Genomic DNA, 21,802 nt, shown 5'->3' with positions numbered 1-21,802 from the left:
TCAGCCTCCGAACAGGTGGTTAAAGCATTCCACTTCGACCCATTCGCCCGCCTCTACGTGGCCGCGCTCGCGCTCAAGCACGATAAAACAGTTACCCTGGCTGAAGGAGCTGAAGATGTGCGAGCCCTGATGCCCGGTGGTGCTCACCTCCAGCTCGCCGTCGGCGTTGCGCGTCAGGATGCCGCGCTGGAAGTCGAGACGACCCGGGGATTTTTTCAGGCGCGTTGCCGCACGCACGCGCTGGCGTACCGGCAGCGGGCTGGCCTTGTTGCCGGAAAGCCGCGCCAGCAGCGGAATGACCAGCTGGTAGAAGGTCAGCGCTGCAGAGACCGGGTTACCCGGCAGGCCGCAGAACCAGCTGTGCGGAAGCTTGCCAAACGCGAACGGTTTGCCCGGCTTAATCGCCAGCTTCCAGAAGGCGATTTCGCCCAGCTCTTCAAGCAGGGTTTTGGTGTAGTCCGCTTCGCCAACCGATACGCCGCCGGAGCTAATCACCACGTCGGCAGACGCGTCAGCCTCGATGAACGCCGCGCGCAGTTTTTCCGGATCGTCAGGAATGATGCCCAGGTTAATCACCTCGCAGCCCAGCTGCTCCAGCATCAGGTGCACCGCCAGACGGTTGGTGTCGTAAATCTGCCCCTCGTTCAGCGGCTGGCCCGGCAGCTGTAGCTCGTCTCCCGTGGAGAACACCGCCACGCGCACTTTGCGAACCACGTCAATTTCCGCGATGCCAAGCGACGCCAGGACCGGCAGTTCGGCGACGGTCAATTTTTGCCCGGCGGCAAAGACCGTCGCGCCGAGGGTAATGTCCTCCCCGGTGCGGCGGATATTTTGTCCCGCTTTGACGCTGGCGGTAAAGCGCACGCCGCCGTCCGTTTGTTCGGTCTCTTCCTGCATCACCACCGCTTCGCAGCCCTTTGGCACCGGCGCGCCGGTCATGATGCGCACGCAGGTGCCCGCTGGCCATTCACCGCTGAACGGCTGCCCGGCAAACGCCTTACCCGCCACGGGCAGCGGCGCACCCGGTTGCAGATCCGCCAGACGCACGGCGTAGCCGTCCATCGCCGCGTTATCGAACCCCGGCACGTTCATCGGCGAGACGATATCGCGCGCGGCAATACGGCCAAAACAGCGCACAAGGGGCAGCGTTTCAACGTCGTGCAGTGGAGTAATGCGGTCAAGCATCTGCGAGAGTGCCGTCTCAAGCGGCATCAGTCCGGCGGTAAAATCCATGGTGGGCTCCTGCGGAGTAACAACGAAAGCGCCCATTATGGCAGAAAAGTGCGGCTAACTGTATGACCCGATGGGTGTACGCTTTACATCACAGTTGCGTCTTTCTATATTCAAAAATCATCTGAAGTTTCATCGACGATAATGATATTTATAGAAAAAGCAGCCAGCCAGGCTGATGGGTGATGCGAAATGAGTAAAGCGGTTATCGCAATTCATGGCGGTGCCGGGGCAATCACCCGTGCACAGCTCAGTCCCGAGCAGGAAAAGCGTTATATAGATGCGCTGAACGCTATTGTGGAAACCGGCCAGCGGATGCTGGAAGCGGGCGAAAGCGCGCTGGACGTGGTGACCGAGGCGGTGCGGCTGCTGGAGGAGTGCCCGCTGTTTAATGCCGGGATTGGCTCGGTCTTTACGCGGGATGAAACGCACGAGCTGGATGCCTGCGTGATGGACGGCGTCACCCTGAAAGCGGGGGCAGTGGCAGGCGTCAGCCGCCTGCGTAACCCCGTACTTGCCGCGCGCCTGGTGATGGAGCAAAGCCCGCACGTGCTGCTGACGGGCGCGGGGGCAGAGCAATTTGCCGTCGAACGCGGAATGGACGCGGTCTCGCCCGATCTTTTTTCCACCGAGGAGCGTTACCGCCAGCTGCTGGAAGCCCGTACCGCGGGGATGACGCAGCTTGATCATTCCGCGCCGCTGGATGAACGCAGCAAAATGGGCACGGTAGGCGCGGTGGCGCTGGATAAAGCCGGTAACCTCGCTGCCGCAACGTCAACGGGCGGTATGACCAACAAGCTGCCGGGACGGGTGGGCGACAGCCCGCTGCCGGGCGCAGGATGCTACGCCAATAACGCCACGGCCGCAGTGTCGTGCACCGGCACCGGCGAGGTGTTTATTCGGGCGCTGGCGGCGTACGACATCACCGCGCTGATGGATTACGGCGGTTTAAGCCTGAGCGAAGCCTGCGAGCGGGTGGTGATGGAAAAGCTGCCGGCGCTGGGCGGCGAAGGTGGCCTGATTGCGGTGGATCGCGAAGGAAACGTAGCCCTGCCGTTCAACAGCGAAGGGATGTACCGGGCGTGGGGGTATGCCGGCGATGCGCCCAGCACAGGAATTTATCGTGAATAAGGGGGCGCCGCGTGCCGCACAGTGAAGAGCTGGACAGTCGGGAAGTGTTGGCTGTTCATCAGCTGAATATTGCCTTTCAGGAAGAGCGGCAGTTTATCCCGGCGGTTCAGGACCTGTCGTTTTCGCTCAACCGTGGCGAAACGCTGGCGATAGTCGGCGAGTCCGGTTCGGGTAAATCCGTGACCGCGCTGGCGCTGATGCGTCTGCTTGAGCAGACGGGCGGGCGGGTCACCAGCGAACAGATCCTGCTCCGCCGCAGGAACCGCCAGGTTATCGACCTCAACGAGCTCAGCGCGTCGCAGATGCAGGGCGTGCGCGGGGCGGATATCGCCATGATTTTCCAGGAGCCGATGACCTCCCTGAACCCGGTCTTTCCGGTGGGGGAGCAGATTGCCGAGTCTATTCGCCTGCACCAGGGGCTGAACGGCGATGAGGCCCTCAACGAAGCCAGGCGAATGCTGGAGCTGGTGCGTATTCCCGAGGCGCACGCGATTTTGTCCCGCTATCCGCATCAGCTGTCTGGCGGTATGCGCCAGCGGGTAATGATTGCGATGGCGCTGTCGTGCCGTCCGGCGGTACTGATTGCCGACGAACCGACGACGGCGCTGGACGTGACCATTCAGGCCCAGATCCTGCAGCTGATAAAGGTGCTGCAACAGGAGATGGAGATGGGGGTGATCTTTATCACCCACGACATGGGCGTGGTTGCGGATATTGCCGATCGGGTGCTGGTCATGCATCAGGGCCATGCCGTGGAAACCGGCACGGTGGAGCAGGTATTTCATGCGCCTGTTCATCCTTATACCAAAGCGCTGCTGGCGGCGGTCCCGCGCCTGGGCGCCATGAACGGCAGCGATTTTCCGCGCCGCTTTCCGCTGATTTCCCCGAGCCAGCAGGCGCAGCAGGAAGACGACACCGCGCAGGATACGGTGGTACCCGGCAGGCCGATTCTCGAAGTGCGCGATCTGGTGACCCGCTTCCCGCTGCGAAGCGGGATCCTTAATCGCGTGAAGCGCGAAGTACACGCGGTCGAAAACGTCAGCTTTGATCTCTGGCCGGGCGAAACGCTGGCGCTGGTGGGGGAGTCCGGCTGCGGTAAATCCACCACCGGGCGGGCGCTGCTCAGGCTGGTGGAGTCGCAGGAGGGGAGCATCACCTTCAACGGCGAGCGTATCGATACGCTTCCCAACAGCAAGCTGCAGGCGGTGCGCCGGGATATACAGTTTATTTTCCAGGATCCTTACGCGTCGCTCGATCCGCGCCATACGGTGGGGTACTCGATCATGGAGCCGCTGCGGGTGCATAACCTGCTCGACGGCGAGGCCGCCCAGCGCCGCGTCGCGTGGCTGCTGGAGCGCGTGGGCCTGAAGCCGGAGCATGCCTGGCGTTACCCGCACGAATTTTCTGGCGGGCAGCGGCAGCGCATCTGCATCGCGCGCGCGCTGGCGCTGAACCCGAAGGTGGTGATCGCCGACGAGTCCGTTTCGGCGCTGGACGTCTCTATCCGCGCGCAAATTATTAACCTGCTGCTCGACCTGCAGCGGGATATGGGCATTGCGTTTCTGTTCATCTCCCACGATATGGCGGTAGTGGAGCGTATCAGCCATCGCGTGGCGGTGATGTACATGGGGCAGATTGTTGAAATTGGCCCGCGTCGGGCGGTGTTTGAAAACCCGCAGCACCCGTACACCCGCAAGCTGATGTCCGCCGTACCGGTTGCCGATCCGGAGCATCGACACGCCCAGCGCGTGCTGCTGCAGGACGACATGCCGAGCAATATTCGTAAACGGGGCGAAACCCTCGAGCGCGTGGCGCTGCGTGAGGTCGGTCCCGGTCATTTTGTCGCACCACCGCGTCAGGACAATGCATTCTCGCGGTTATAACCTACAACAGGCAGGAGAACACAATGGTTCCTTTTGTTGCTCGTAAATGGCTGCTGGCCGCGAGCGTGACGGCCGCGCTGGCCGCCGCCCCCGCGTTCGCTGCTAAAGACGTGGTGGTGGCTGTGGGGTCTAACTTCACGACGCTGGATCCGTACGATGCGAACGACACCCTTTCCCAGGCGGTGGCGAAATCGTTCTATCAGGGGCTGTTTGGCCTGGACAGAGAGATGAAGCTGAATAACGTGCTGGCGGAAGGGTACACCGTTTCGGACGACGGGCTGGTTTACACCGTTAAGCTCCGTAGCGGCGTGAAGTTCCAGGACGGCACCGACTTCAACGCCGAGGCGGTTAAGATTAACCTCGACCGTGCCAGCAATCCGGAAAACGGCCTTAAGCGCTACAACCTGTATAAAAATATTGCCCGTACCGAGGTGGTCGATCCGGCGACGGTGAAGATCGTTCTGAAAGAGCCGTTCTCGGCGTTTATCAATATTCTGGCGCATCCGGCGACGGCCATGATTTCGCCCGCCGCCCTGAAAAAATACGGCAACGAAATCGGCTTCCACCCGGTGGGAACCGGGCCGTACGAGCTGCTCACCTGGAACCAGACCGATTTTGTGAAGGTGAAAAAGTTCGCCGGATACTGGCAGCAGGGGCTGCCGAAGCTGGATACCATCACCTGGCGCCCGGTCGTGGACAACAATACCCGCGCGGCGATGCTGCAAACCGGCGAAGCGCAGTTTGCCTTCCCGATCCCGTACGAACAGGCGGCGCTGCTGGCGAAAAACAGCAGGCTGGAGCTGGTGGCCAGCCCGTCGATTATGCAGCGCTACATCAGCATGAACGTTACGCAAAAACCGTTTGATAATCCGAAGGTGCGGGAAGCCATCAACTATGCCATTAACCGTCAGGCGCTGGTGAAGGTTGCCTTTGCGGGCTACGCCACTCCGGCGACGGGCGTGATGCCGCCGACCATCGAATACGCCCAGAGCTATCAGCCGTGGCCGTACGATCCGGCAAAAGCGCGGGAGCTGCTGAAAGAGGCGGGCTATCCAGACGGTTTCAGCACCACGCTGTGGTCGTCGCATAATCACAGTACCGCTCAGAAGGTGCTGCAGTTCACACAGCAGCAGCTGGCGCAGGTGGGCATCAAAGCGCGGGTCACGGCGATGGATGCCGGGCAGCGCGCGGCGGAAGTAGAAGGTAAAGGGCAGAAAGAGAGCAACGTGCGCATGTTCTATACCGGCTGGACGGCTTCAACCGGTGAAGCGGACTGGTCGCTGTCGCCGCTGTTTGCTTCCCAGAACTGGCCGCCAACGCTGTTCAACACCGCGTTCTACAGCAATCCGCAGGTGGATAAGGATCTGGCCGCTGCCCTGAAAACCACCAAACCGGAAGAGAAAGCGCGCCTGTACAAAGAGGCGCAGGACATCATCTGGAAAGAGTCGCCGTGGGTGCCGCTGGTGGTGGAAAAGCTGGTGTCGGCCCATAACAAAGCGCTGACCGGCTTTTACATCATGCCGGATACCGGCTTTAGCTTTGACGACGCGGATCTAAAATAAAACTCATGCTGAATTATGTGTGTAAACGCCTGCTGGGGCTAATCCCGACGCTGCTGATTGTGGCCGTGCTGGTGTTTTTGTTTGTCCACATGCTGCCCGGCGATCCGGCGCGGTTAATTGCCGGGCCGGAAGCGGACGCGACGGTTATCGAGCTGGTGCGTAAACAGCTGGGGCTTGACCAGCCGCTGTACCGGCAGTTTCTGCATTACATTGGCAACGTCCTGCAAGGAGACTTTGGCATCTCGATGGTGTCGCGTCGGCCGGTGTCGGAGGAGATTGCCAGCCGCTTTATGCCGACCTTCTGGCTGACGCTCGCCAGCATGGGCTGGGCGGTGATATTTGGCCTGGGCGCAGGGATTGTGGCCGCCGTCTGGCGCAACCGCTGGCCGGATAAAATCGGCATGGCGCTAGCGGTCACCGGCATCTCTTTCCCGGCGTTTGCGCTGGGCATGCTGCTGATGCAGATTTTCTCCGTCGAGCTGGGCTGGTTGCCCACCGTCGGGGCCGACACCTGGAAGCACTACATTCTCCCCTCCATGACGCTTGGCGCAGCCGTTGCGGCAGTGATGGCCCGCTTCACCCGCGCCTCGTTTGTTGACGTGCTGAGCGAAGATTATATTCGCACCGCGCGGGCGAAAGGGGTCAGCGAGAAATGGGTCATCCTCAAGCACGGTTTTCGTAACGCGATGATCCCGGTGGTGACGATGATGGGGCTTCAGTTTGGCTTTCTGCTGGGCGGCTCTATCGTGGTAGAGAAGGTCTTCAACTGGCCGGGGCTGGGGCGTCTGCTGGTCGACTCGGTCGACATGCGCGACTACCCGGTGATTCAGGCGGAAGTCCTGCTTTTCTCGCTGGAATTTATTCTTATCAATCTCGTGGTGGACGTGCTCTATGCCGCCATTAACCCGGCTATCAGGTATAAATAAGATGCGATTATTGAACTGGCGTCGTCAGGCCATTTTGAACGCTATGCCGGGGATCAGGCCGGACCATATTCGTACCCCGTGGGTTGAGTTCTGGCGGCGATTCCGCCGTCAGCCGGTCGCGATGGTCGCCGGGCTGTTCGTGTTGCTGCTGATCCTGGTGGCGATGGTTGCCCCGTGGATAGCCCCGTTTGATGCGGAAAACTACTTCGACTATGACCGTCTGAACGATGGCCCGTCGATGATGCACTGGTTTGGCGTGGACTCGCTCGGGCGCGATATCTTCAGCCGCGTGCTGGTAGGGGCGCAAATCTCGCTGGCGGCCGGGGTTTTTGCGGTGCTGATAGGCGCGGCGATTGGCACCGTGCTGGGGCTTGTGGCAGGGTACTACGAAGGCTGGTGGGATCGCATCATCATGCGCATCTGCGACGTGCTGTTTGCTTTTCCCGGCATTCTGCTGGCCATTGCCGTGGTGGCGGTGATGGGCAGCGGCATGGCGAACGTCATCATCGCCGTGGCGGTATTTTCCATACCCGCCTTCGCTCGCCTGGTGCGTGGCAACACGCTGGTGCTCAAGCAGCAGACCTTTATCGAGTCGGCACGCAGCATGGGGGCCAGCGATGCCACCATCCTGTTCAGCCATATTCTGCCGGGGACGGTGTCGTCCATCGTGGTCTACTTCACCATGCGCATTGGCGTGTCGATTATCTCGGCGGCGAGCCTGTCGTTTTTGGGGTTAGGGGCACAGCCGCCGACGCCGGAGTGGGGTGCGATGCTGAACGAGGCGAGGGCGGATATGGTGATTGCGCCGCACGTGGCGATCTTCCCGAGCCTGGCGATTTTCCTCACCGTGCTGGCGTTTAATTTACTGGGTGACGGGCTGCGCGACGCGCTGGATCCGAGGATTAAAGGGTAGGTTTTGCGGGACCTTACGGCTTGCCCCTCACCCTAACCCTCTCCCCAGAGGGGAGAGGGGACTGATCGGTGCGGTCTGTTTCCTGAGGTGAGGGGGTAGAAATTAAACCCGGCTGCCCCACAGGTCATATTCGTCGGCGTTTTCAACCTTCACGCGGATGATGTCGCCCGGCTTGACGCTGGTTTCACCGTTCAGATACACCGCGCCGTCGATTTCAGGGGCGTCCGCCATGCTGCGGCCAATCGCGCCTTCTTCATCCACCTCGTCGATGATGACCAGAATCTCGCGGCCCACTTTCTCCTGCAGGCGTTCAGCAGAGATCTGCTGTTGCAGCTGCATAAAGCGGTTCCAGCGCTCCTCTTTCACCTCTTCCGGTACCTGATCCGCCAGCTCGTTGGCGGTTGCGCCTTCAACCGGGCTGTACTTGAAGCAGCCTACGCGATCCAGACGCGCTTCCTTCAGGAAGTCGAGCAGCATCTGGAAGTCTTCTTCGGTTTCACCCGGGAAGCCGACGATAAAGGTGGAACGCAGGGTCAGGTCAGGGCAGATTTCGCGCCACTGTTTGATGCGCGCCAGCTGGCGGTCAACGGAGCCAGGACGCTTCATCAGCTTCAGAATACGCGGGCTGGCGTGCTGGAGCGGAATGTCGAGGTACGGCAGGATTTTGCCTTCCGCCATCAGCGGGATCACGTCATCAACGTGCGGGTACGGGTAGACGTAGTGCAGTCGCGTCCAGATCCCGAGCTTAGCGAGCTGCTCGCACAGGCCAACCATGCTGGTTTTCACCGGCTCGCCGTTGTGGAAGCCGGCGCGGTGCTTCACGTCCACGCCGTAGGCGGAGGTGTCCTGGGAGATGACCAGCAGCTCCTTGACGCCCGCATCGGCGAGGCGCTTGGCTTCTGCCAGCACTTCACCAATCGGACGGCTTACCAGATCGCCACGCATCGACGGGATGATGCAGAAGGTGCAGCGGTGGTTGCAGCCTTCGGAAATTTTTAAGTACGCGTAGTGGCGCGGCGTCAGCTTCACGCCCTGTTCCGGCACCAGGCTCAGGAACGGGTTGTGCTTTGGCTTTGGTACGTAGTGATGAACATGTTCCAGCACCTGCTCGTAGCTGTGCGGTCCGGTGATCTCCAGCACCTTCGGGTGCACCTCGCGGATCTGATCCACTTTTGCACCCAGGCAGCCGGTAACAATCACCTTGCCGTTTTCCGTCAGGGCTTCACCAATGGCTTCCAGCGACTCCTGGACCGCGCTGTCGATGAACCCGCAGGTGTTGACGATCACCATGTCGGCGTTGTCGTAGCTTGGCACCACGTCATAGCCTTCGGTGCGAAGTTCAGTCAGGATGCGTTCGGAATCCACCAGGTTTTTCGGGCAGCCCAGGGAGACAAAGCCGATTTTCGGCTGGTGCATAACATTGCTCATAGATTAAAAATTGTTCGATTTTTGGGATGGTCAGGGCAGGGATTCTACAGAGTTTGGGGGGGAATTTGTACTGAAGAATTGTGCTCGCGGCAGGTTTTCGGTGCCAACCGATTCTTCTGATTAAGAAACGATGTTTTGATTAGAACTAATGCCTGGTGAATGTATGGTTATTGCTTGTAAAATGGCCAGGTGGATTATTTTTATAACAAGTAGAGGGACTTATGCAACAGTACAAAAGAGTATTTTCTGAACTAAGGCGGTCACTATGGCATCTGTAAACAGAGGCTGTATTGTTCACGGTAAAAATGTTGGGCTAGACGGGGATAAAACCTCCACAGGCTCACGATGCATAGCCGCACGCCCTGGTATGTCTGTCATGGGAAAGTGGAAACTCTATATCGGCGATAAGACCACACCTTGTCCGAAATGTGGGAAAATCGGAGTCATTGTTAGTGGAGATCACCGACAAACGAACGGCGTAGCGGTCGCCGTTGATGGTTCAATCATCCATTGTGACTGTCCAGGTGGATCGAACTTCCTGATCGCCCCTGGCACTGTGGAGATCAGCGATCCGTTCGGTATGTCAGAACCTCCAGTAAACAAAGCTGTTGCCATTGCTGCCCTGAGTGCTCTACCCGTTTTTGCAAAATCATGTTTGCGAGGTGAAGGCTGCACTGATGCAGGAACCGATCAGGAATCCGTTGATAACTTCGGTCATGCTGGCTATTACCGTGCAACTCCTCAAGCAGAACAACCAATAGAAGAACCTGTTCAGCACGCGCAGGCAGCAAAGAAATACAAACCAGCCGCACCCACACCACCCCCGGAAGACAATCGCCCGTGGTATAAGCGTCTTTTCAGTTCCCCGGACACAACCAAAGCCGCTGCGACAGCAGGAATGGCGACAGCAAGAGCCGCGACAACTATCGGGATCACGACAGGTGTAACAACCGAGACCGGATATGCGGCACTGCAAAAAATCGGTGGGAATTTTGCAACCGCTGGTCGCTGGATAGCCCCCAATCCCACAACAGTTTTTCTGTTTGGTATGTTCTACTCGCCAAAACTCAACAGCGGTGAGCAGGACTATATCGACAGGATGCGGCTTGAGCAGGCCGCCCGAAATAAAGAAGATGTTCCGACCCGTGTACGTTTCCGCTGGGAAGCTGACCAGTACGGCACTATAAGACCGAAAGGTTTCCACGTCAGCGCCAGAGGCGGGCAGGATAAAGTGCCGGTGCGTATGCTCCGGAAGAACACAACCACCGGAAATTACGAGTTTTGGGAAGATGGCGCAAGCAAGCCGACAATCGTCTGGACACCTGACGATCCGGGATATGCTTCACCTTCCAACACTGGCAATCAGGATAACATCTACATTCCGCCAAACGTGCTGGTTTACCCGGAAAGTGAGATCAACAGCCCGTGGTCAACGGTTACTCTTTCACCAGGTGAACGTTCATTCCGGGATTATATTCTTGTGCATCCTACCGGGACGTTTGATCCGATTTATATCTATCTGAATGCGGATCACAAATACCACACCGCACCAAAAGGGATCCCACCATTACCAGCATTCCCTGATGCGAAAAGAGCACCCCGTAAGACAGCTATTCAAGGTGGCGGACAGCTTCGGGCAAGATGGAAAGATGCCAAAGGTAAAATTTACGAATGGGATTCTCAACATGGGACAGTCGAAGTTTATGATCGTTCGGGCCGTAACCATTTAGGCGAGTTCAATCACATAACAGGTGAGCAAACCAAGCCAGCAGACCCAACCAGAAAGGTAGAAAAGTAATGATAATCTATTCTGTGGAAGTTTTTGATAAACAAAGCGAGGAATTGATTTTAGAGGTCGAGATCCCTCAGAGCAAACTGAAAGGCGTTGCTGCTATTATGGGGTGGGGGCCAGATGATGAAGATGCATTTGTCAAAGGCATCGCAGGGTTTAATGTTAGCCAAAAACAGGCATTGGAATTAGAAAATTTACTCGGCGAAAAATTCTATTCGGAAGACGCTATCGTGCAAATCGCTGGCGGGGAAACATCTTGAAGCGGTCACTCAGTGACTACACTGAAACGAGTTCCTGGAGTTCGTCCGTAAATTCTTCAACGTTGCGGACACTTCAGAAAGTGAAGATATAAAAAACATACTGGAATTTAAGCGCCTGACCGAGCATCCTGACGGGTCTGACCTTATCTTCTACCCCGAGATGACCGTGAAGATTGTCCTGAAGGGGGAAGAGGTTAAAGAATGGTGTAAAGCCAACGGTAAACCCGGCTTTCGTGAAGTATGAATTTGCCGGAGACAGCATTAAATGTTAATTCAAGCGCCGGGTTTTATCCCGGCTTTTTTTTCGCCTAAGCCAATCATACTGGGGATTAGCAAAAAGGCAGCAATGCATTATTTTAGACTTTCGGGCAGCCCAGGGAGACAAAGCCGATTTTCGGCTGGTGCATAACATTGCTCATAGGTTAAAAATTCATCAATTATGGAATTATCAGGGCGGGATTTTACAGCGTATCGCGGGGGATTTATACATTCTTTATGGCTCAGTTGAATGCGCCATTCGTTGTAACATTGTAAATAATGTTAATCAGTTAACGTTTATTGATCCCGGGCATTAAATTGTACAAAAATTAACCGTATTCTGAAAGTGGTACCATGGCTGACAGAGGAGGAAATAGCATGTCCGTTGACAGACTGAAACGCGATCTGCTTAACAAGCTGATCAACGCCCGACTCGACCTGGCTGCTTATCTGCAACTCCGCAAGGCGAAAGGGTATATGTCAGTCAGCGAAAGCGAAAATCTGCGTGATAACCTGTTTGAACTTTGCAATTACATGCGTGAAAAAGCACCGGACCTGAAAGCGCAATACGCCGACAGCGAGCTGACGGCGCTGCGCCGTTCCGCCGAGGTGCTCTCCATAGCAGGGGTTTGTTTGATGAACGGACGTCACGACTGCCCAAATTTTATTGCGGTCAACGCAGAGAAGCTTGAAAACTGCCTGACAACGCTCTCTCTTTGCATCATGTGTCTGAACAAGCCTGAAACCCTTGTCCGGCAATGAACCCGGGGGAGGCGACTCCCCCTTTTGCTTAAGCTTTTGTAAAAGTGTTAACGCGCCCGGTAACAGTGGCTAATCTTTAAGCCATATGCCGATAAAGGAGTGCGTTATGCCTCGTTCCTCACTGATTTTCCTGCCCGTACTGCTATTCCCCGTTTCGCTTCTTGCCGCGCCAGAATCGGTAAAGGTTGAGGTGTTACAGACCAGGCTCGATCACCCCTGGTCGCTGGCTTTTCTTCCGGACAATAAGGGGCTGCTGGTCACGCTAAAGGACGGGCAGCTTAAGCACTGGCAGGCAGGGAAAGGGCTCTCCGATCCGATTGTTGGCGTGCCGAAGGTGTGGGCGAGCGGCCAGGGCGGCCTGCTGGATGTGGTGCTGGCCCCGGATTTTGAACGGTCGCGGCGGGTCTGGCTAAGCTTCGCCGAGGCAGGTAATGACGGGAAGGCGGGTACCGCGGTGGGCTACGGGCGGCTTAGCGATGATCTGTCGCGCATTGAGGGATTCCAGGTGGTGTTCCGCCAGATGCCGAAGCTCTCCACCGGCAACCACTTTGGCGGACGGCTGGTGTTTGACGGCAAAGGCCACCTCTTTATTGGCCTGGGTGAAAACAACCAGCGCCCGACGGCGCAGGATCTGGATAAGCTTCAGGGCAAGGTGGTGCGCCTGACGGAAGACGGGAAAGTGCCGCCGGATAACCCGTTTGTGAATACCGCCGGGGCGCGCCCCGAAATCTGGTCTTACGGCATTCGTAATCCGCAGGGGATGGCGATGAACCCGTGGAGCGACACGCTGTGGCTCAACGAACACGGCCCGCGCGGCGGGGATGAGATTAACATTCCTGAGAAGGGGAAAAACTACGGCTGGCCGATGGCGACCCACGGGATCAACTACAGCGGCCTGAAAATCCCGGAAGCGAAAGGCGAGCACGTTGAGGGCACGGAAAAGCCGCTGTTTGTCTGGAAGGTCTCGCCGGCCGTCAGCGGTATGGCCTTCTACAATAGCGACGTTTTCCCGCAGTGGAAAAACAAGCTGTTTATTGGCGCGCTGAAGGAGAAAGACATCATCGTGCTGAGCGTGGATGGCAATAAGGTGACGGAGGACGGGCGCATTCTTGGTGATAAAAATCAGCGTATTCGCGACGTGCGCGTGGGACCGGATGGCTATCTGTACGTGCTGACCGACGAGACGGACGGGCAGCTGCTGAAGGTCAGCCCGTCCGGCGCGTAATCAGCTCACCGGGATCATCACCACGTTACGGTAAGCCGGACGTTCGCTTAGCTGGCGGATCCAGCGCTCAAGGTGCGGGCGCGGGGCCCAGCTCAGCCCCATATTGGTCAGGTTCCAGACAAAAGGGGCGACGGCGATATCGCCCACGCCAAACGCGTCGCCGGAGAACCAAGCGTGCTTCGCCAGTTCGTCGTCCATCATGGCAAACAGCGATTCGCAGGCGTCCTGCGCGGCGTGAATGGCTGGATAGTCACGTTCAGCTTCCGGCGTGCGGATCAGCCCCATCAGGATCACGCGGTGGGTTGGGGAAAGCGTCTGGTTTGCCCAGTCCATCCATTTTTCACCCTGGGCGCGCCTGGCCGGGTTTTCTACCCACAGGCGGCCCTGGCCGTACTGAGCGGCAAGGTAACGCACAATGGTATTGGACTCCCACAGCGTGGCGTCCGTCTCGTCATCACGCAGCAGCGGCACCAGCCCGTTTGGGTTCATCGCCAGATAGTCAGCGTCCTTATTCACGCCGAACGACAATCCGGCCATGATTTGATTGAACGGTAAATCCAGCTCCTCCAGCGTCCAGAGCACTTTCTTCACGTTTGTCGAATTGTTCCTGCCCCACAGCGTAATCATATTTACTCCCGATGAGATGTGAATCCGAATCAGCTTTTTGCCATGGTGAGATAAACCTAACAATTACGCAACAGATGCTAAAAAAAACGCCGTAATCAAAGCGTATCTGAATGTTATTGCATAAACTTTAAAAACTTTACCTGGAACAGGTTTCTTTGAACGCTGTAGTGCGCTATTACTCATCGCTTCTTGCGACACGGTGATTGTGACGTGATTTTTAGAATGGACACTCGGGTGGCATTTATGACGCAAAAAACTTCTTCTCTGCGCAGCCTGGCGGCAGGCTCGGCGCTGCTTTTCCTTTTTGCCCCAACGCTCTATGCGGCGGAACAGGCGGCGCCCGAAGCGCCACCTGTCGATGCGCGCGCCTGGATCCTGATGGATTACGCCAGTGGAAAAGTGCTGGCAGAGGGTAACGCCGACGAAAAACTCGACCCGGCGAGCCTGACGAAAATAATGACCAGCTATGTGGTTGGCCAGGCGCTGAAAGCGGGCAAGATCAAGCTGGATGACATGGTCACCGTCGGGAAAGACGCCTGGGCGACCGGCAACCCGGCGCTGCGAGGCTCGTCCGTTATGTTCCTGAAGCCCGGCGACCAGGTTTCCGTTTCCGATCTGAATAAGGGGGTCATTATTCAGTCAGGAAATGATGCCTGTATCGCGCTGGCCGATTACGTGGCGGGCAGTCAGGATTCATTTATTGGCTTAATGAACGGCTACGCGCAAAAGCTGGGCCTGACCAACACCACGTTTAAAACCGTTCACGGCCTGGACGCGCCGGGTCAGTTCAGTACCGCGCGTGATATGGCGCTGCTGGGCAAAGCGCTGATCCATGACGTTCCGGATGAATACGCCATCCATAAAGAGAAAGAGTTTACCTTCAACAATATTCGCCAGCCTAACCGTAACCGCCTGCTGTGGAGCAGCAACGTTAACGTGGACGGTATGAAAACGGGGACAACCGCCGGGGCGGGATATAACCTCGTGGCCTCCGCAACCCAGGGCGATATGCGCCTGATTTCGGTGGTGCTGGGCACTAAAACCGACCGCATTCGCTTTAACGAATCAGAAAAGCTGCTGACATGGGGCTTCCGCTTCTTTGAAACCGTCACGCCGATTAAGCCGGACGCCACCTTTGTAAGCCAGCGCGTCTGGTTTGGCGACAAGCGCGAAGTGAGCCTGGGGGCGGGTGAAGCCGGTTCCGTGACCATTCCTCGCGGCCAGCTGAAAAACCTGAAAGCCAGCTATACCCTGACCGATCCGCAGCTCACCGCGCCGCTGAAAAAAGGCCAGGTGGTCGGGACGATTGATTTCCAGCTCAACGGTAAGTCGATTGAACAGCGTCCGCTGGTGGTGATGGAAGCGGTGGAAGAGGGCGGCTTCTTCAGCCGGATGTGGGATTTCGTCCTGATGAAATTCCACGGATGGTTCGGCAGCTGGTTTAGCTAAATCTTATGGGTTTTCTCCCTCTCCCTGTGGAAGAGGGCCGGGGTGAGGGCAGCAGGCCGCACCCCGCTTAATACATCAGCTTGACCTGCTGCGCTTTCGCGTACGCCACCAGCTCTTCATCCGGTCGGCAATCGCTCACGATGGCGTCGAAGCGCGACAGTTCCCCCATCCTTGCCGGGCGCACCTTGCCAAACTTACTGTGGTCAACCACCAGCACGTGGTGCTGCGCGGCGTTAAGCGCCCAGTGTTTTACCGGCAGCTCTTCGAGGTTAAAACAGGTCGCCCCCTGCTGCACGTTCACGCCCGCCGCAGAGTAAAAGGCGATATCCGGGCAGAGGTTGCTGAGCGTGTCCTGAATGTTCAGCGGCTTGAAGATGGCATTGCTGGCGTGAAACTCACCGCCGCATAAAATCACCCGGCACGCCGGTTTCTCCTGTAGCGCCAGAAAGGTGTTCAGGGAATAACAGACGGCGGTAAAAGGAAGGGTGCTGTCGATGGCCTCGATGATCCACGGGGTAGTTGTTCCGCAGTCAAAAAACAGCGTTTGATGCGGCTGCACCAGCGAGGCGGCGAGCCGCGCGGCTTTGCGCTTCTCTTCCACCAGCCGCGTTTTTTGATCGCTTAACAGGTAGTGGCTGGCGCTACGCGGTTCAAGGACGATATATCCACCCAGCAGCACAACGGGAGCGCTGTCGCTGTTCAGATCGCGGCGAATGGTCATTTCAGACACGCCGAGCAGGCTGGCGGCTTCCTTGAGATGCAGCTTATCGCTGCGCTTCAGCGCCTGGAGCAGCTGAGCAATGCGGTCATCGCGGCGTGTTTCCATAGATCCTCGGGCTAAAAAAGTGAGCCCCCGCAGGGCGGGGGCTCAAGTGTAACCTGACGGACCGGGGTTAGTCACGTATCCAGCCTTTGCGGATCGGGAGGGCAAACAGAACGCGATAGGCCTGTGATAATCCACGATAAAGCGCCGGACCAAAGAGGCTCCACATGATGGCCGCGCTGACGCAGCCCATCAGTCCGACCAGGAAACCGCCGACCATATCCAGCGGCCAGTGCACGCCCAGGTATACGCGGGACCAGGCGATGGCGAGCGCCACTCCCATCAGCACCGCCCCGGACCACAGGCGATGCCAGAACAGGAACGCCAGCGCGAAGGTGAAAATAACCGTGCCGTGATCGCTCGGGAACGAGTCATCCGGCGCATGGTGCAGGAAGTTGTAGCCGACGCGTTCGACAAACGGCCGGTCGTGCGGGAAGGCGTGGCCCAGCGCGTAGCTTGCCAGTACGCTGACGCCGATCGCCATCGCCATTTTGATCACCAGATGGCGCTGCGCGGTAACCTGTGTGCGTGGCCCCCATAGCCAGAGGATCGCGGCGAGAGCCGGTACAATGCTGATCACATCCTTCGCAATGAAGGTGGCGAGGTCAATCATCCATTCCGGTGACGACGGCGTGGCGTTGAGCAGGTAAAACAGTTCGTAGTTCAGATTCTCTAACATAGTATCGTTACTCTTTAGCAAACCAGGTAGAAACCAGCCCGTAAGCCAGCACCTGGGAAAACCAGACCCACCACCCGGCCCACAGGTTGTGAGAGAAAAAATGTGCCCCGCGCATCACCTGCCCGAAGCCCATCAAAAGGCCCATCGCCGCACCCAGCGCGACGAAGGCCCAGGCCAGGCGCGGACGTTCGCGCCAGAAGGCAAAAAACAGCCCCATAATCATAAAGCCGCTCGAGGCGTGGCCGCCGGGAAAGCAGCGCCCCGGCCCGCTGTCTGCCGGAACGGCGCTGAACAGGGGGTACGAAACGGCTTTGCCGCCATACTCCACCAGATCCCACGGGCAGCTGTGGTGGCTCAGGCTTTTCAGCGCGCCGACCACCAGCGCTCCCAGGCCCATCAGCAGCGCGGCCGTTACCAGCCTGGCATTGCGCCTGAACGCACCGTAAATAAGCGCCACGGCGGCCAGCGCAATGGCCACGTATTTCGCCAGCCGATGGTTTAGCAGATCCAGCAGCGGGTTTTGCTGTAGCGGAAACTGGTGCGCCGCGGCGTCATACCAGAAGCCGGTTATCCACCGGTCGAGCGATTCATCGCGCGAAAGCCAGGTAAAAAGCAGGGCAAGAACGATCAGCACGAAAAGCTGATAACCATAAAAGCGGGTCGGCAAACGGTAAAGTCGTTTTGTCTTAGTTGTCGGTAACTTAGATAATTCTGAAGGGCTGGCGACGTGTGTCATGATTTCGATCGGTAGCGTGAAATAGCCCTATCATAGAGAGGCCAACTTAAGGAAACCTTAAACAACAACGATAAGTGCTTTATTTCTGTTATTTCACGTTAATGTGCTATCTCAGACAGCGGCAATTCATTACACTCATCGCGATTTTTTCATACTAAAGAGATTGCATGATAAACCGTTCTTCTTCCGGTAATCGTCTGGGTCGTCAGGCGTTACTTTTTCCTCTGTGTCTGGTGCTCTACGAATTTTCTACCTATATCGGCAACGACATGATCCAGCCTGGCATGCTGGCCGTTGTTGAGCAGTACAACGCAGGTATTGAGTGGGTGCCGACATCCATGACCGCCTATCTCGCGGGCGGCATGTTTTTACAGTGGCTGTTAGGGCCGCTGTCGGATCGTATTGGCCGCCGTCCGGTAATGCTGACGGGCGTAGTGTGGTTTATCGTTACCTGTCTCGCCACGCTGCTGGCGCAAAACATTGAGCAGTTCACCCTGCTGCGCTTCCTTCAGGGCGTGAGCCTGTGCTTTATCGGCGCCGTGGGCTATGCCGCCATTCAGGAGTCGTTCGAGGAGGCGGTGTGCATCAAGATCACCGCGCTGATGGCGAACGTGGCGCTGATTGCACCGCTTCTGGGTCCGCTGGTGGGAGCCGCATGGGTGCACGTTGCGCCGTGGGAGGGGATGTTTGTGCTTTTTGCCGCGCTCGCGGCCGTCTCCTTCTTTGGTCTGCACCGCGCGATGCCGGAGACCGCCACCCGCCTGGGAGAAAAGCTCTCGCTTAAAGAGCTGGGGCGTGATTATAAAGCGGTGCTGAAGAACGGCCGTTTTGTGGCGGGCGCGCTGGCGACGGGCTTCGTCAGCCTGCCTCTGCTGGCGTGGATTGCCCAGTCGCCGGTGATCATCATCAGCGGCGAGCAGCTTAGCAGCTATGAGTATGGCCTGTTGCAGGTGCCGATTTTCGGCGCGCTGATTATCGGTAACCTGGTGCTGGCGCGTCTGACGTCGCGTCGCACCGTGCGTTCGCTGATTATTATGGGCGGCTGGCCCATTACGGCAGGGCTGATTATTGCGGCGGCGGCGACCGTGGCCTCGTCTCATGCCTACCTCTGGATGACCGCGGGGCTAAGCGTCTACGCGTTTGGTATTGGCGTGGCGAATGCCGGCCTGGTGCGCCTGACGCTGTTCGCCAGTGAAATGAGTAAAGGCACGGTGTCTGCCGCGATGGGCATGCTGCAAATGCTGATTTTCACCGTCGGTATTGAGGTGAGCAAGCACGCTTACGCGCTTGGCGGCAACGGACTGTTCAGCCTGTTCAACCTCGCCAACGGCGTGCTGTGGGTAGGGTTAATGGTGGTGTTCCTTAAAGACAAACGCGTAGGAAGCGCGCTGCAACCGTAATCCTTATTCCCTCTCCCGGTGGGAGAGGGGACCAGAGCGCACGAAATCAGTTAAACGGCGCTTCCCCGTTCAGCACCTTATCAATCACGTCCAGCACGCCTTCGTCATTATTATTCGGCGCCTCAAAGCGGGCCACCGCTTTAATGTGCGGTTTGGCATTGGCCATCGCGAAGCCATACCCTGCCTGGCGCAACATCTCCACGTCGTTACCGCTGTCGCCAAAGGCCACCACCTCGCTGTCCTTAATGCCCCAGCGCGCCTGAAGGATCCGCAGGCCGTTAGCTTTATGCACGCCGGGGATAATCAGGTCGATACTGCCGTGTCCGGTGGTCACCGGCACCATGATATCGCCGAGCTTTTCATGCAGCAGCGCCTGAATGCGCGGTATTTCGTCGTCCGAGACGTTAAGCCCGAACTTAAAGAAAATATCGTTGAGGTTGTCGAAACTGCTGACGCTTTCAAGGCGGTGATAGTACTTCAGGGCAATCTCTTTAAAGAGGTCGTCATAGGTTTTCAGCGTGTAGGCGCTGTTTTTTCCGCAGGCGATAATCTCAATGCCGGGGACGTCGTTTAACAGGGTGGCGACGGTCAGAAAGTGCTCTTTCGACAGCTCGCCGTTAAACACATCTTCACCGGCATCAACGACCCAGCCGCCGTTTTCGGCGACAAAGGCGATCTCGTGGGCGATCTCCGGGAAAAACGAGATCAGCTGGTAGTACTGGTTTCCGCTGGCCACCACAAAACGAATGCCTTGCGCCTTCATGCGCGCGTACTGCGCCAGAAAACGCGCCCGATTGTAGGTTTTCGCATCGCTCAGGAAGGAGCCATCCATGTCGACTGCAATCAGCTTAACGCTCATATCCCTTCTCCATTGTCGTTTGTTCAGCGTCCGGTTTTGCCACCGCGCGCGCCACCAGTGCGGCAATAATCACTAACCCTAATACCACCAGCATGGCGCTGCGCAACCCGTAGTGCTCGCCGAGGAACCCAAGCAGCGGCGGCCCCACCAGGAAAGCAAGGTAGCCGGTGGTCGCCACGACGCTTACGCGGGTTGGCGCATCCGGGCCGGTATCGCTGGCGGCAGAAATGGTCAGCGGGAAGCCGAGAGAGGCGCCCAGCCCCCACAGGATCACGGACACGCCGGCAATCCAGTCTACGTCCACAAAGATAATCATCGCGATGCCCAGCCCGCCCAGCAGGGCGCTGGCGCGCACCACCGCGACGCGGCTGTAGCGGTCGATAAACCAGCCGCCGGTAAAGCGTCCGACGGTCATACCGAGCGTAAAGCCGGCATATATCAGCGAGCCGGAGGTGGGGCTAAAGCCGTGCCCGTCCACCATCAGCAGCGGAAGCCAGTCGTTGGCGGAGCCTTCCGCAAACGCCATCGCCAGCACCACCACGCCAATCAGCATCAGCTGGAGATCGCGGTAGAAGGGCAACCCTTTTGCCGCAGACTTTTGTTCATCCGAGGCGTTTTGTCCCGTACCGGCGGGAATAGCCCGGATGCCGGTGAGAATGGGGATAATGCAGACCAGCGCCGCCAGTAATATGTGCACATTGGCGGCAATGCCCAGCGCCGTCAGCGCCATCCCCACGCCCGCGCCCGCCAGCGTGCCGAGGCTGTAAAAGCCATGCATCATCGGCAGCACCGTTTTGTTCATCTCCTGCTCGACGGCGGCTCCTTCAACGTTAATGGCCACTTCTGCCGCTCCAAAGCTGCCGCCGAACACCATCAGTCCGAGGGCGAACATCAGGGGGGAGGCAAACCACAGCGCCACGCTCAGCGCGAGCATACCGACCACGGCGAAGCACATGGTGGTGCGGATCACCGTGCGGGTGCCAAAGCGCTTCACCAGCCAGGCCGAACACAGGATGCCGCTCATCGAGCCAATCGACAGGCCAAACAGTACAATCCCCATTTCCGCCGTGGAGACGGAGAGCGTATCGCGGATTGCGGGCGTGCGCGTCGCCCAGGAGGCCATCAGCAGCCCGGGGATAAAGAAGAACATAAACAGCGCCCACATGCGAAGTTGCAGGGCTTTGCGAGGAGAAGTCAGCGTCATTGGGGTCAGCACCAGAAGTACAACGATAGCGACAACACTAGCAACTTTGTGTACATTTGTACACAAACCGGATGAGGATTTTATGAGCAGACCACCGAACGACCCCAACCGTCGGGAGAAGATCCTCCAGGCGACGCTGGACACCATCGCCGAGCACGGTATTCACGCCGTCACGCACCGCAAGATTGCAACCTGCGCAGGCGTGCCGCTGGGATCGATGACCTACTATTTCGACGGTATGGAGCCGCTGCTGGAAGAGGCGTTCACCTGGTTTACGCAGCAGATGTCGCAGCAGTACCGGGATTTCTTTGCAGGCGTTACCGGGCGGGAGAGGGCGTGCGAGGCGATAACCACGCTGATCCACAGCTCAGCGGTGACCACCCCGCACAATATGGCGCTGATGTACCAGCTATATGCCTTTATGCACCGCAGCAACGCGCTGCGCACGGTCATGCAGGACTGGATGAAGATGAGTCAGACCACGCTTGAGCAGTGGTTTGATCCGGCCACCGCCCGCGCGCTGGACGCGTTTATCGAAGGGATGACCCTGCATTTTGTAACCGACCGCGCGCCCTTAACCCGGGAGGAAATCCGGGTGATGGTGGGCCGTATTGCGCGGGAGCAGGCGCCCAGCGCTTAACGGCAGGGCGCCGCG

20 protein-coding genes and 1 pseudogene are annotated in these 21,802 nt (G+C 57.9%); 13 read left to right on the top strand and 8 right to left on the bottom strand.

Features of this window, described 5'->3' with window-relative positions; translation table 11 throughout:
- Positions 1 to 1,233, bottom strand: a complete 1,233-nt coding sequence (gene moeA, locus MOQ06_RS21075) for a molybdopterin molybdotransferase MoeA (RefSeq protein WP_242174700.1) — start codon at positions 1,231 to 1,233, stop codon at positions 1 to 3.
- Positions 1,234 to 1,422: 189 nt separating this feature from the next.
- Between moeA and iaaA the strand changes: the two genes are divergently transcribed.
- The 5 genes from iaaA to gsiD are packed head-to-tail and all read left to right on the top strand — an operon-like array spanning position 1,423 to position 7,645.
- Complete coding sequence (gene iaaA, locus MOQ06_RS21070) at positions 1,423 to 2,361, top strand: beta-aspartyl-peptidase (RefSeq protein ID WP_148418687.1); 939 nt, start codon at positions 1,423 to 1,425, stop codon at positions 2,359 to 2,361.
- An 11-nt stretch (positions 2,362 to 2,372) separates the two neighbouring features.
- The gene (gene gsiA, locus MOQ06_RS21065) at positions 2,373 to 4,244 is read left to right on the top strand and encodes a glutathione ABC transporter ATP-binding protein GsiA (RefSeq protein ID WP_242174698.1); all 1,872 of its coding nucleotides are present in this window, start codon (positions 2,373 to 2,375) and stop codon (positions 4,242 to 4,244) included.
- 23 nt (positions 4,245 to 4,267) lie between these two features.
- Positions 4,268 to 5,806: a glutathione ABC transporter substrate-binding protein GsiB gene (gsiB, locus tag MOQ06_RS21060; protein WP_242174697.1), complete on the top strand. Its 1,539-nt coding sequence runs from the start codon at positions 4,268 to 4,270 to the stop codon at positions 5,804 to 5,806.
- Between the two features lie 5 nt (positions 5,807 to 5,811).
- On the top strand, positions 5,812 to 6,732 hold the full coding sequence (gene gsiC / locus MOQ06_RS21055; protein WP_148418690.1) for a glutathione ABC transporter permease GsiC: 921 nt from the start codon (positions 5,812 to 5,814) through the stop codon (positions 6,730 to 6,732).
- A gap of 1 nt (position 6,733) precedes the next feature.
- Positions 6,734 to 7,645: a glutathione ABC transporter permease GsiD gene (gene gsiD / locus MOQ06_RS21050; protein WP_148418691.1), complete on the top strand. Its 912-nt coding sequence runs from the start codon at positions 6,734 to 6,736 to the stop codon at positions 7,643 to 7,645.
- A gap of 102 nt (positions 7,646 to 7,747) precedes the next feature.
- Here the strand turns inward: gsiD and rimO are convergent, their stop codons facing one another.
- Positions 7,748 to 9,073 (bottom strand): 30S ribosomal protein S12 methylthiotransferase RimO, encoded by a 1,326-nt coding sequence (gene rimO, locus MOQ06_RS21045; RefSeq protein WP_193356585.1) that lies wholly within the window; start codon positions 9,071 to 9,073, stop codon positions 7,748 to 7,750.
- A gap of 265 nt (positions 9,074 to 9,338) precedes the next feature.
- Here rimO and MOQ06_RS21040 point away from each other — a divergent pair, with 265 nt between their 5' ends.
- The 5 genes and pseudogenes from MOQ06_RS21040 to MOQ06_RS21020 all read left to right on the top strand — a co-directional run bounded on the left by MOQ06_RS21040 (position 9,339) and on the right by MOQ06_RS21020 (position 13,370).
- Complete coding sequence (locus MOQ06_RS21040) at positions 9,339 to 10,871, top strand: colicin E3/pyocin S6 family cytotoxin (RefSeq protein ID WP_277932330.1); 1,533 nt, start codon at positions 9,339 to 9,341, stop codon at positions 10,869 to 10,871.
- Positions 10,871 to 11,125 carry a hypothetical protein gene (locus MOQ06_RS21035; protein WP_242174695.1) on the top strand — a complete coding sequence of 85 codons (255 nt, stop codon included), beginning with the start codon at positions 10,871 to 10,873 and terminating at the stop codon, positions 11,123 to 11,125. Before MOQ06_RS21040 ends, MOQ06_RS21035 begins: the two co-directional genes overlap by 1 nt.
- Positions 11,119 to 11,369, top strand: a pseudogene (locus MOQ06_RS21030) (bacteriocin immunity protein). Before MOQ06_RS21035 ends, MOQ06_RS21030 begins: the two are co-directional and overlap by 7 nt.
- 392 nt (positions 11,370 to 11,761) lie before the next feature.
- A complete protein-coding gene (gene bssR, locus MOQ06_RS21025) occupies positions 11,762 to 12,145 on the top strand; it encodes a biofilm formation regulator BssR (RefSeq protein WP_242174694.1) in 384 nt (127 codons plus the stop codon).
- A gap of 106 nt (positions 12,146 to 12,251) precedes the next feature.
- Positions 12,252 to 13,370: a PQQ-dependent sugar dehydrogenase gene (locus MOQ06_RS21020; RefSeq protein WP_242174693.1), complete on the top strand. Its 1,119-nt coding sequence runs from the start codon at positions 12,252 to 12,254 to the stop codon at positions 13,368 to 13,370.
- On the opposite strand, the gene MOQ06_RS21015 is transcribed toward MOQ06_RS21020, so the two are convergent.
- Positions 13,371 to 13,997 (bottom strand): glutathione S-transferase family protein, encoded by a 627-nt coding sequence (locus MOQ06_RS21015; RefSeq protein ID WP_148418695.1) that lies wholly within the window; start codon positions 13,995 to 13,997, stop codon positions 13,371 to 13,373. It lies immediately after the preceding gene.
- 243 nt (positions 13,998 to 14,240) lie between these two features.
- On the opposite strand from MOQ06_RS21015, the gene dacC reads away from it, so the two are divergent.
- Entirely contained in the window at positions 14,241 to 15,446 is a 1,206-nt protein-coding gene (gene dacC, locus MOQ06_RS21010; protein ID WP_242174692.1) for a serine-type D-Ala-D-Ala carboxypeptidase, read from the top strand.
- A 67-nt stretch (positions 15,447 to 15,513) separates the two neighbouring features.
- On the opposite strand, the gene deoR is transcribed toward dacC, so the two are convergent.
- The 3 genes from deoR to MOQ06_RS20995 all read right to left on the bottom strand — a co-directional run bounded on the left by deoR (position 15,514) and on the right by MOQ06_RS20995 (position 17,684).
- The gene (gene deoR / locus MOQ06_RS21005; protein WP_242174690.1) at positions 15,514 to 16,272 is read right to left on the bottom strand and encodes a DNA-binding transcriptional repressor DeoR; all 759 of its coding nucleotides are present in this window, start codon (positions 16,270 to 16,272) and stop codon (positions 15,514 to 15,516) included.
- Between the two features lie 67 nt (positions 16,273 to 16,339).
- Entirely contained in the window at positions 16,340 to 16,948 is a 609-nt protein-coding gene (gene ybjG / locus MOQ06_RS21000; RefSeq protein ID WP_148418698.1) for an undecaprenyl-diphosphate phosphatase, read from the bottom strand.
- A gap of 7 nt (positions 16,949 to 16,955) precedes the next feature.
- On the bottom strand, positions 16,956 to 17,684 hold the full coding sequence (locus MOQ06_RS20995) for a phosphatase PAP2 family protein (RefSeq protein ID WP_193356582.1): 729 nt from the start codon (positions 17,682 to 17,684) through the stop codon (positions 16,956 to 16,958).
- Positions 17,685 to 17,851: 167 nt separating this feature from the next.
- Between MOQ06_RS20995 and MOQ06_RS20990 the strand changes: the two genes are divergently transcribed.
- The gene (locus MOQ06_RS20990) at positions 17,852 to 19,084 is read left to right on the top strand and encodes an MFS transporter (RefSeq protein ID WP_242174688.1); all 1,233 of its coding nucleotides are present in this window, start codon (positions 17,852 to 17,854) and stop codon (positions 19,082 to 19,084) included.
- Positions 19,085 to 19,130: 46 nt separating this feature from the next.
- Here the strand turns inward: MOQ06_RS20990 and MOQ06_RS20985 are convergent, their stop codons facing one another.
- Together MOQ06_RS20985 and MOQ06_RS20980 are read right to left on the bottom strand one after the other, a co-directional pair.
- Positions 19,131 to 19,943 carry a Cof-type HAD-IIB family hydrolase gene (locus MOQ06_RS20985; protein WP_242174686.1) on the bottom strand — a complete coding sequence of 271 codons (813 nt, stop codon included), beginning with the start codon at positions 19,941 to 19,943 and terminating at the stop codon, positions 19,131 to 19,133.
- The gene (locus tag MOQ06_RS20980) at positions 19,933 to 21,147 is read right to left on the bottom strand and encodes an MFS transporter (RefSeq protein ID WP_242174678.1); all 1,215 of its coding nucleotides are present in this window, start codon (positions 21,145 to 21,147) and stop codon (positions 19,933 to 19,935) included. The genes MOQ06_RS20985 and MOQ06_RS20980 overlap by 11 nt, the downstream gene beginning before the upstream one ends.
- A gap of 82 nt (positions 21,148 to 21,229) precedes the next feature.
- Here MOQ06_RS20980 and MOQ06_RS20975 point away from each other — a divergent pair, with 82 nt between their 5' ends.
- Entirely contained in the window at positions 21,230 to 21,787 is a 558-nt protein-coding gene (locus MOQ06_RS20975; protein WP_242174677.1) for a TetR family transcriptional regulator, read from the top strand.
- Positions 21,788 to 21,802 lie beyond the last annotated feature (15 nt).

The sequence above is a fragment of the Enterobacter sp. I4 genome (genome assembly GCF_022669095.1).
GTDB lineage: Bacteria > Pseudomonadota > Gammaproteobacteria > Enterobacterales > Enterobacteriaceae > Enterobacter > Enterobacter pasteurii.
Note: the sequence above shows the minus strand (reverse complement) of the source record. Positions and strands in the feature narration are given on the sequence as shown.

Bases quoted from the DNA above. Each gene is read 5' to 3' on its own strand.
- moeA (WP_242174700.1), bottom strand. From the start codon at position 1,233: ATGGATTTTACCGCCGGACTGATGCCGCTTGAGACGGCACTCTCGCAG.
- MOQ06_RS21020 (WP_242174693.1), top strand. From the start codon at position 12,252: ATGCCTCGTTCCTCACTGATTTTCCTGCCCGTACTGCTATTCCCCGTT.
- MOQ06_RS21040 (WP_277932330.1), top strand. From the start codon at position 9,339: ATGGCATCTGTAAACAGAGGCTGTATTGTTCACGGTAAAAATGTTGGG.
- dacC (WP_242174692.1), top strand. From the start codon at position 14,241: ATGACGCAAAAAACTTCTTCTCTGCGCAGCCTGGCGGCAGGCTCGGCG.
- gsiC (WP_148418690.1), top strand. From the start codon at position 5,812: ATGCTGAATTATGTGTGTAAACGCCTGCTGGGGCTAATCCCGACGCTG.
- iaaA (WP_148418687.1), top strand. From the start codon at position 1,423: ATGAGTAAAGCGGTTATCGCAATTCATGGCGGTGCCGGGGCAATCACC.
- MOQ06_RS20990 (WP_242174688.1), top strand. From the start codon at position 17,852: ATGATAAACCGTTCTTCTTCCGGTAATCGTCTGGGTCGTCAGGCGTTA.
- ybjG (WP_148418698.1), bottom strand. From the start codon at position 16,948: ATGTTAGAGAATCTGAACTACGAACTGTTTTACCTGCTCAACGCCACG.
- rimO (WP_193356585.1), bottom strand. From the start codon at position 9,073: ATGAGCAATGTTATGCACCAGCCGAAAATCGGCTTTGTCTCCCTGGGC.
- MOQ06_RS20980 (WP_242174678.1), bottom strand. From the start codon at position 21,147: ATGACGCTGACTTCTCCTCGCAAAGCCCTGCAACTTCGCATGTGGGCG.
- deoR (WP_242174690.1), bottom strand. From the start codon at position 16,272: ATGGAAACACGCCGCGATGACCGCATTGCTCAGCTGCTCCAGGCGCTG.
- gsiD (WP_148418691.1), top strand. From the start codon at position 6,734: ATGCGATTATTGAACTGGCGTCGTCAGGCCATTTTGAACGCTATGCCG.
- MOQ06_RS21035 (WP_242174695.1), top strand. From the start codon at position 10,871: ATGATAATCTATTCTGTGGAAGTTTTTGATAAACAAAGCGAGGAATTG.
- MOQ06_RS21015 (WP_148418695.1), bottom strand. From the start codon at position 13,997: ATGATTACGCTGTGGGGCAGGAACAATTCGACAAACGTGAAGAAAGTG.
- MOQ06_RS20985 (WP_242174686.1), bottom strand. From the start codon at position 19,943: ATGAGCGTTAAGCTGATTGCAGTCGACATGGATGGCTCCTTCCTGAGC.
- MOQ06_RS20995 (WP_193356582.1), bottom strand. From the start codon at position 17,684: ATGACACACGTCGCCAGCCCTTCAGAATTATCTAAGTTACCGACAACT.
- bssR (WP_242174694.1), top strand. From the start codon at position 11,762: ATGTCCGTTGACAGACTGAAACGCGATCTGCTTAACAAGCTGATCAAC.
- gsiB (WP_242174697.1), top strand. From the start codon at position 4,268: ATGGTTCCTTTTGTTGCTCGTAAATGGCTGCTGGCCGCGAGCGTGACG.
- MOQ06_RS20975 (WP_242174677.1), top strand. From the start codon at position 21,230: ATGAGCAGACCACCGAACGACCCCAACCGTCGGGAGAAGATCCTCCAG.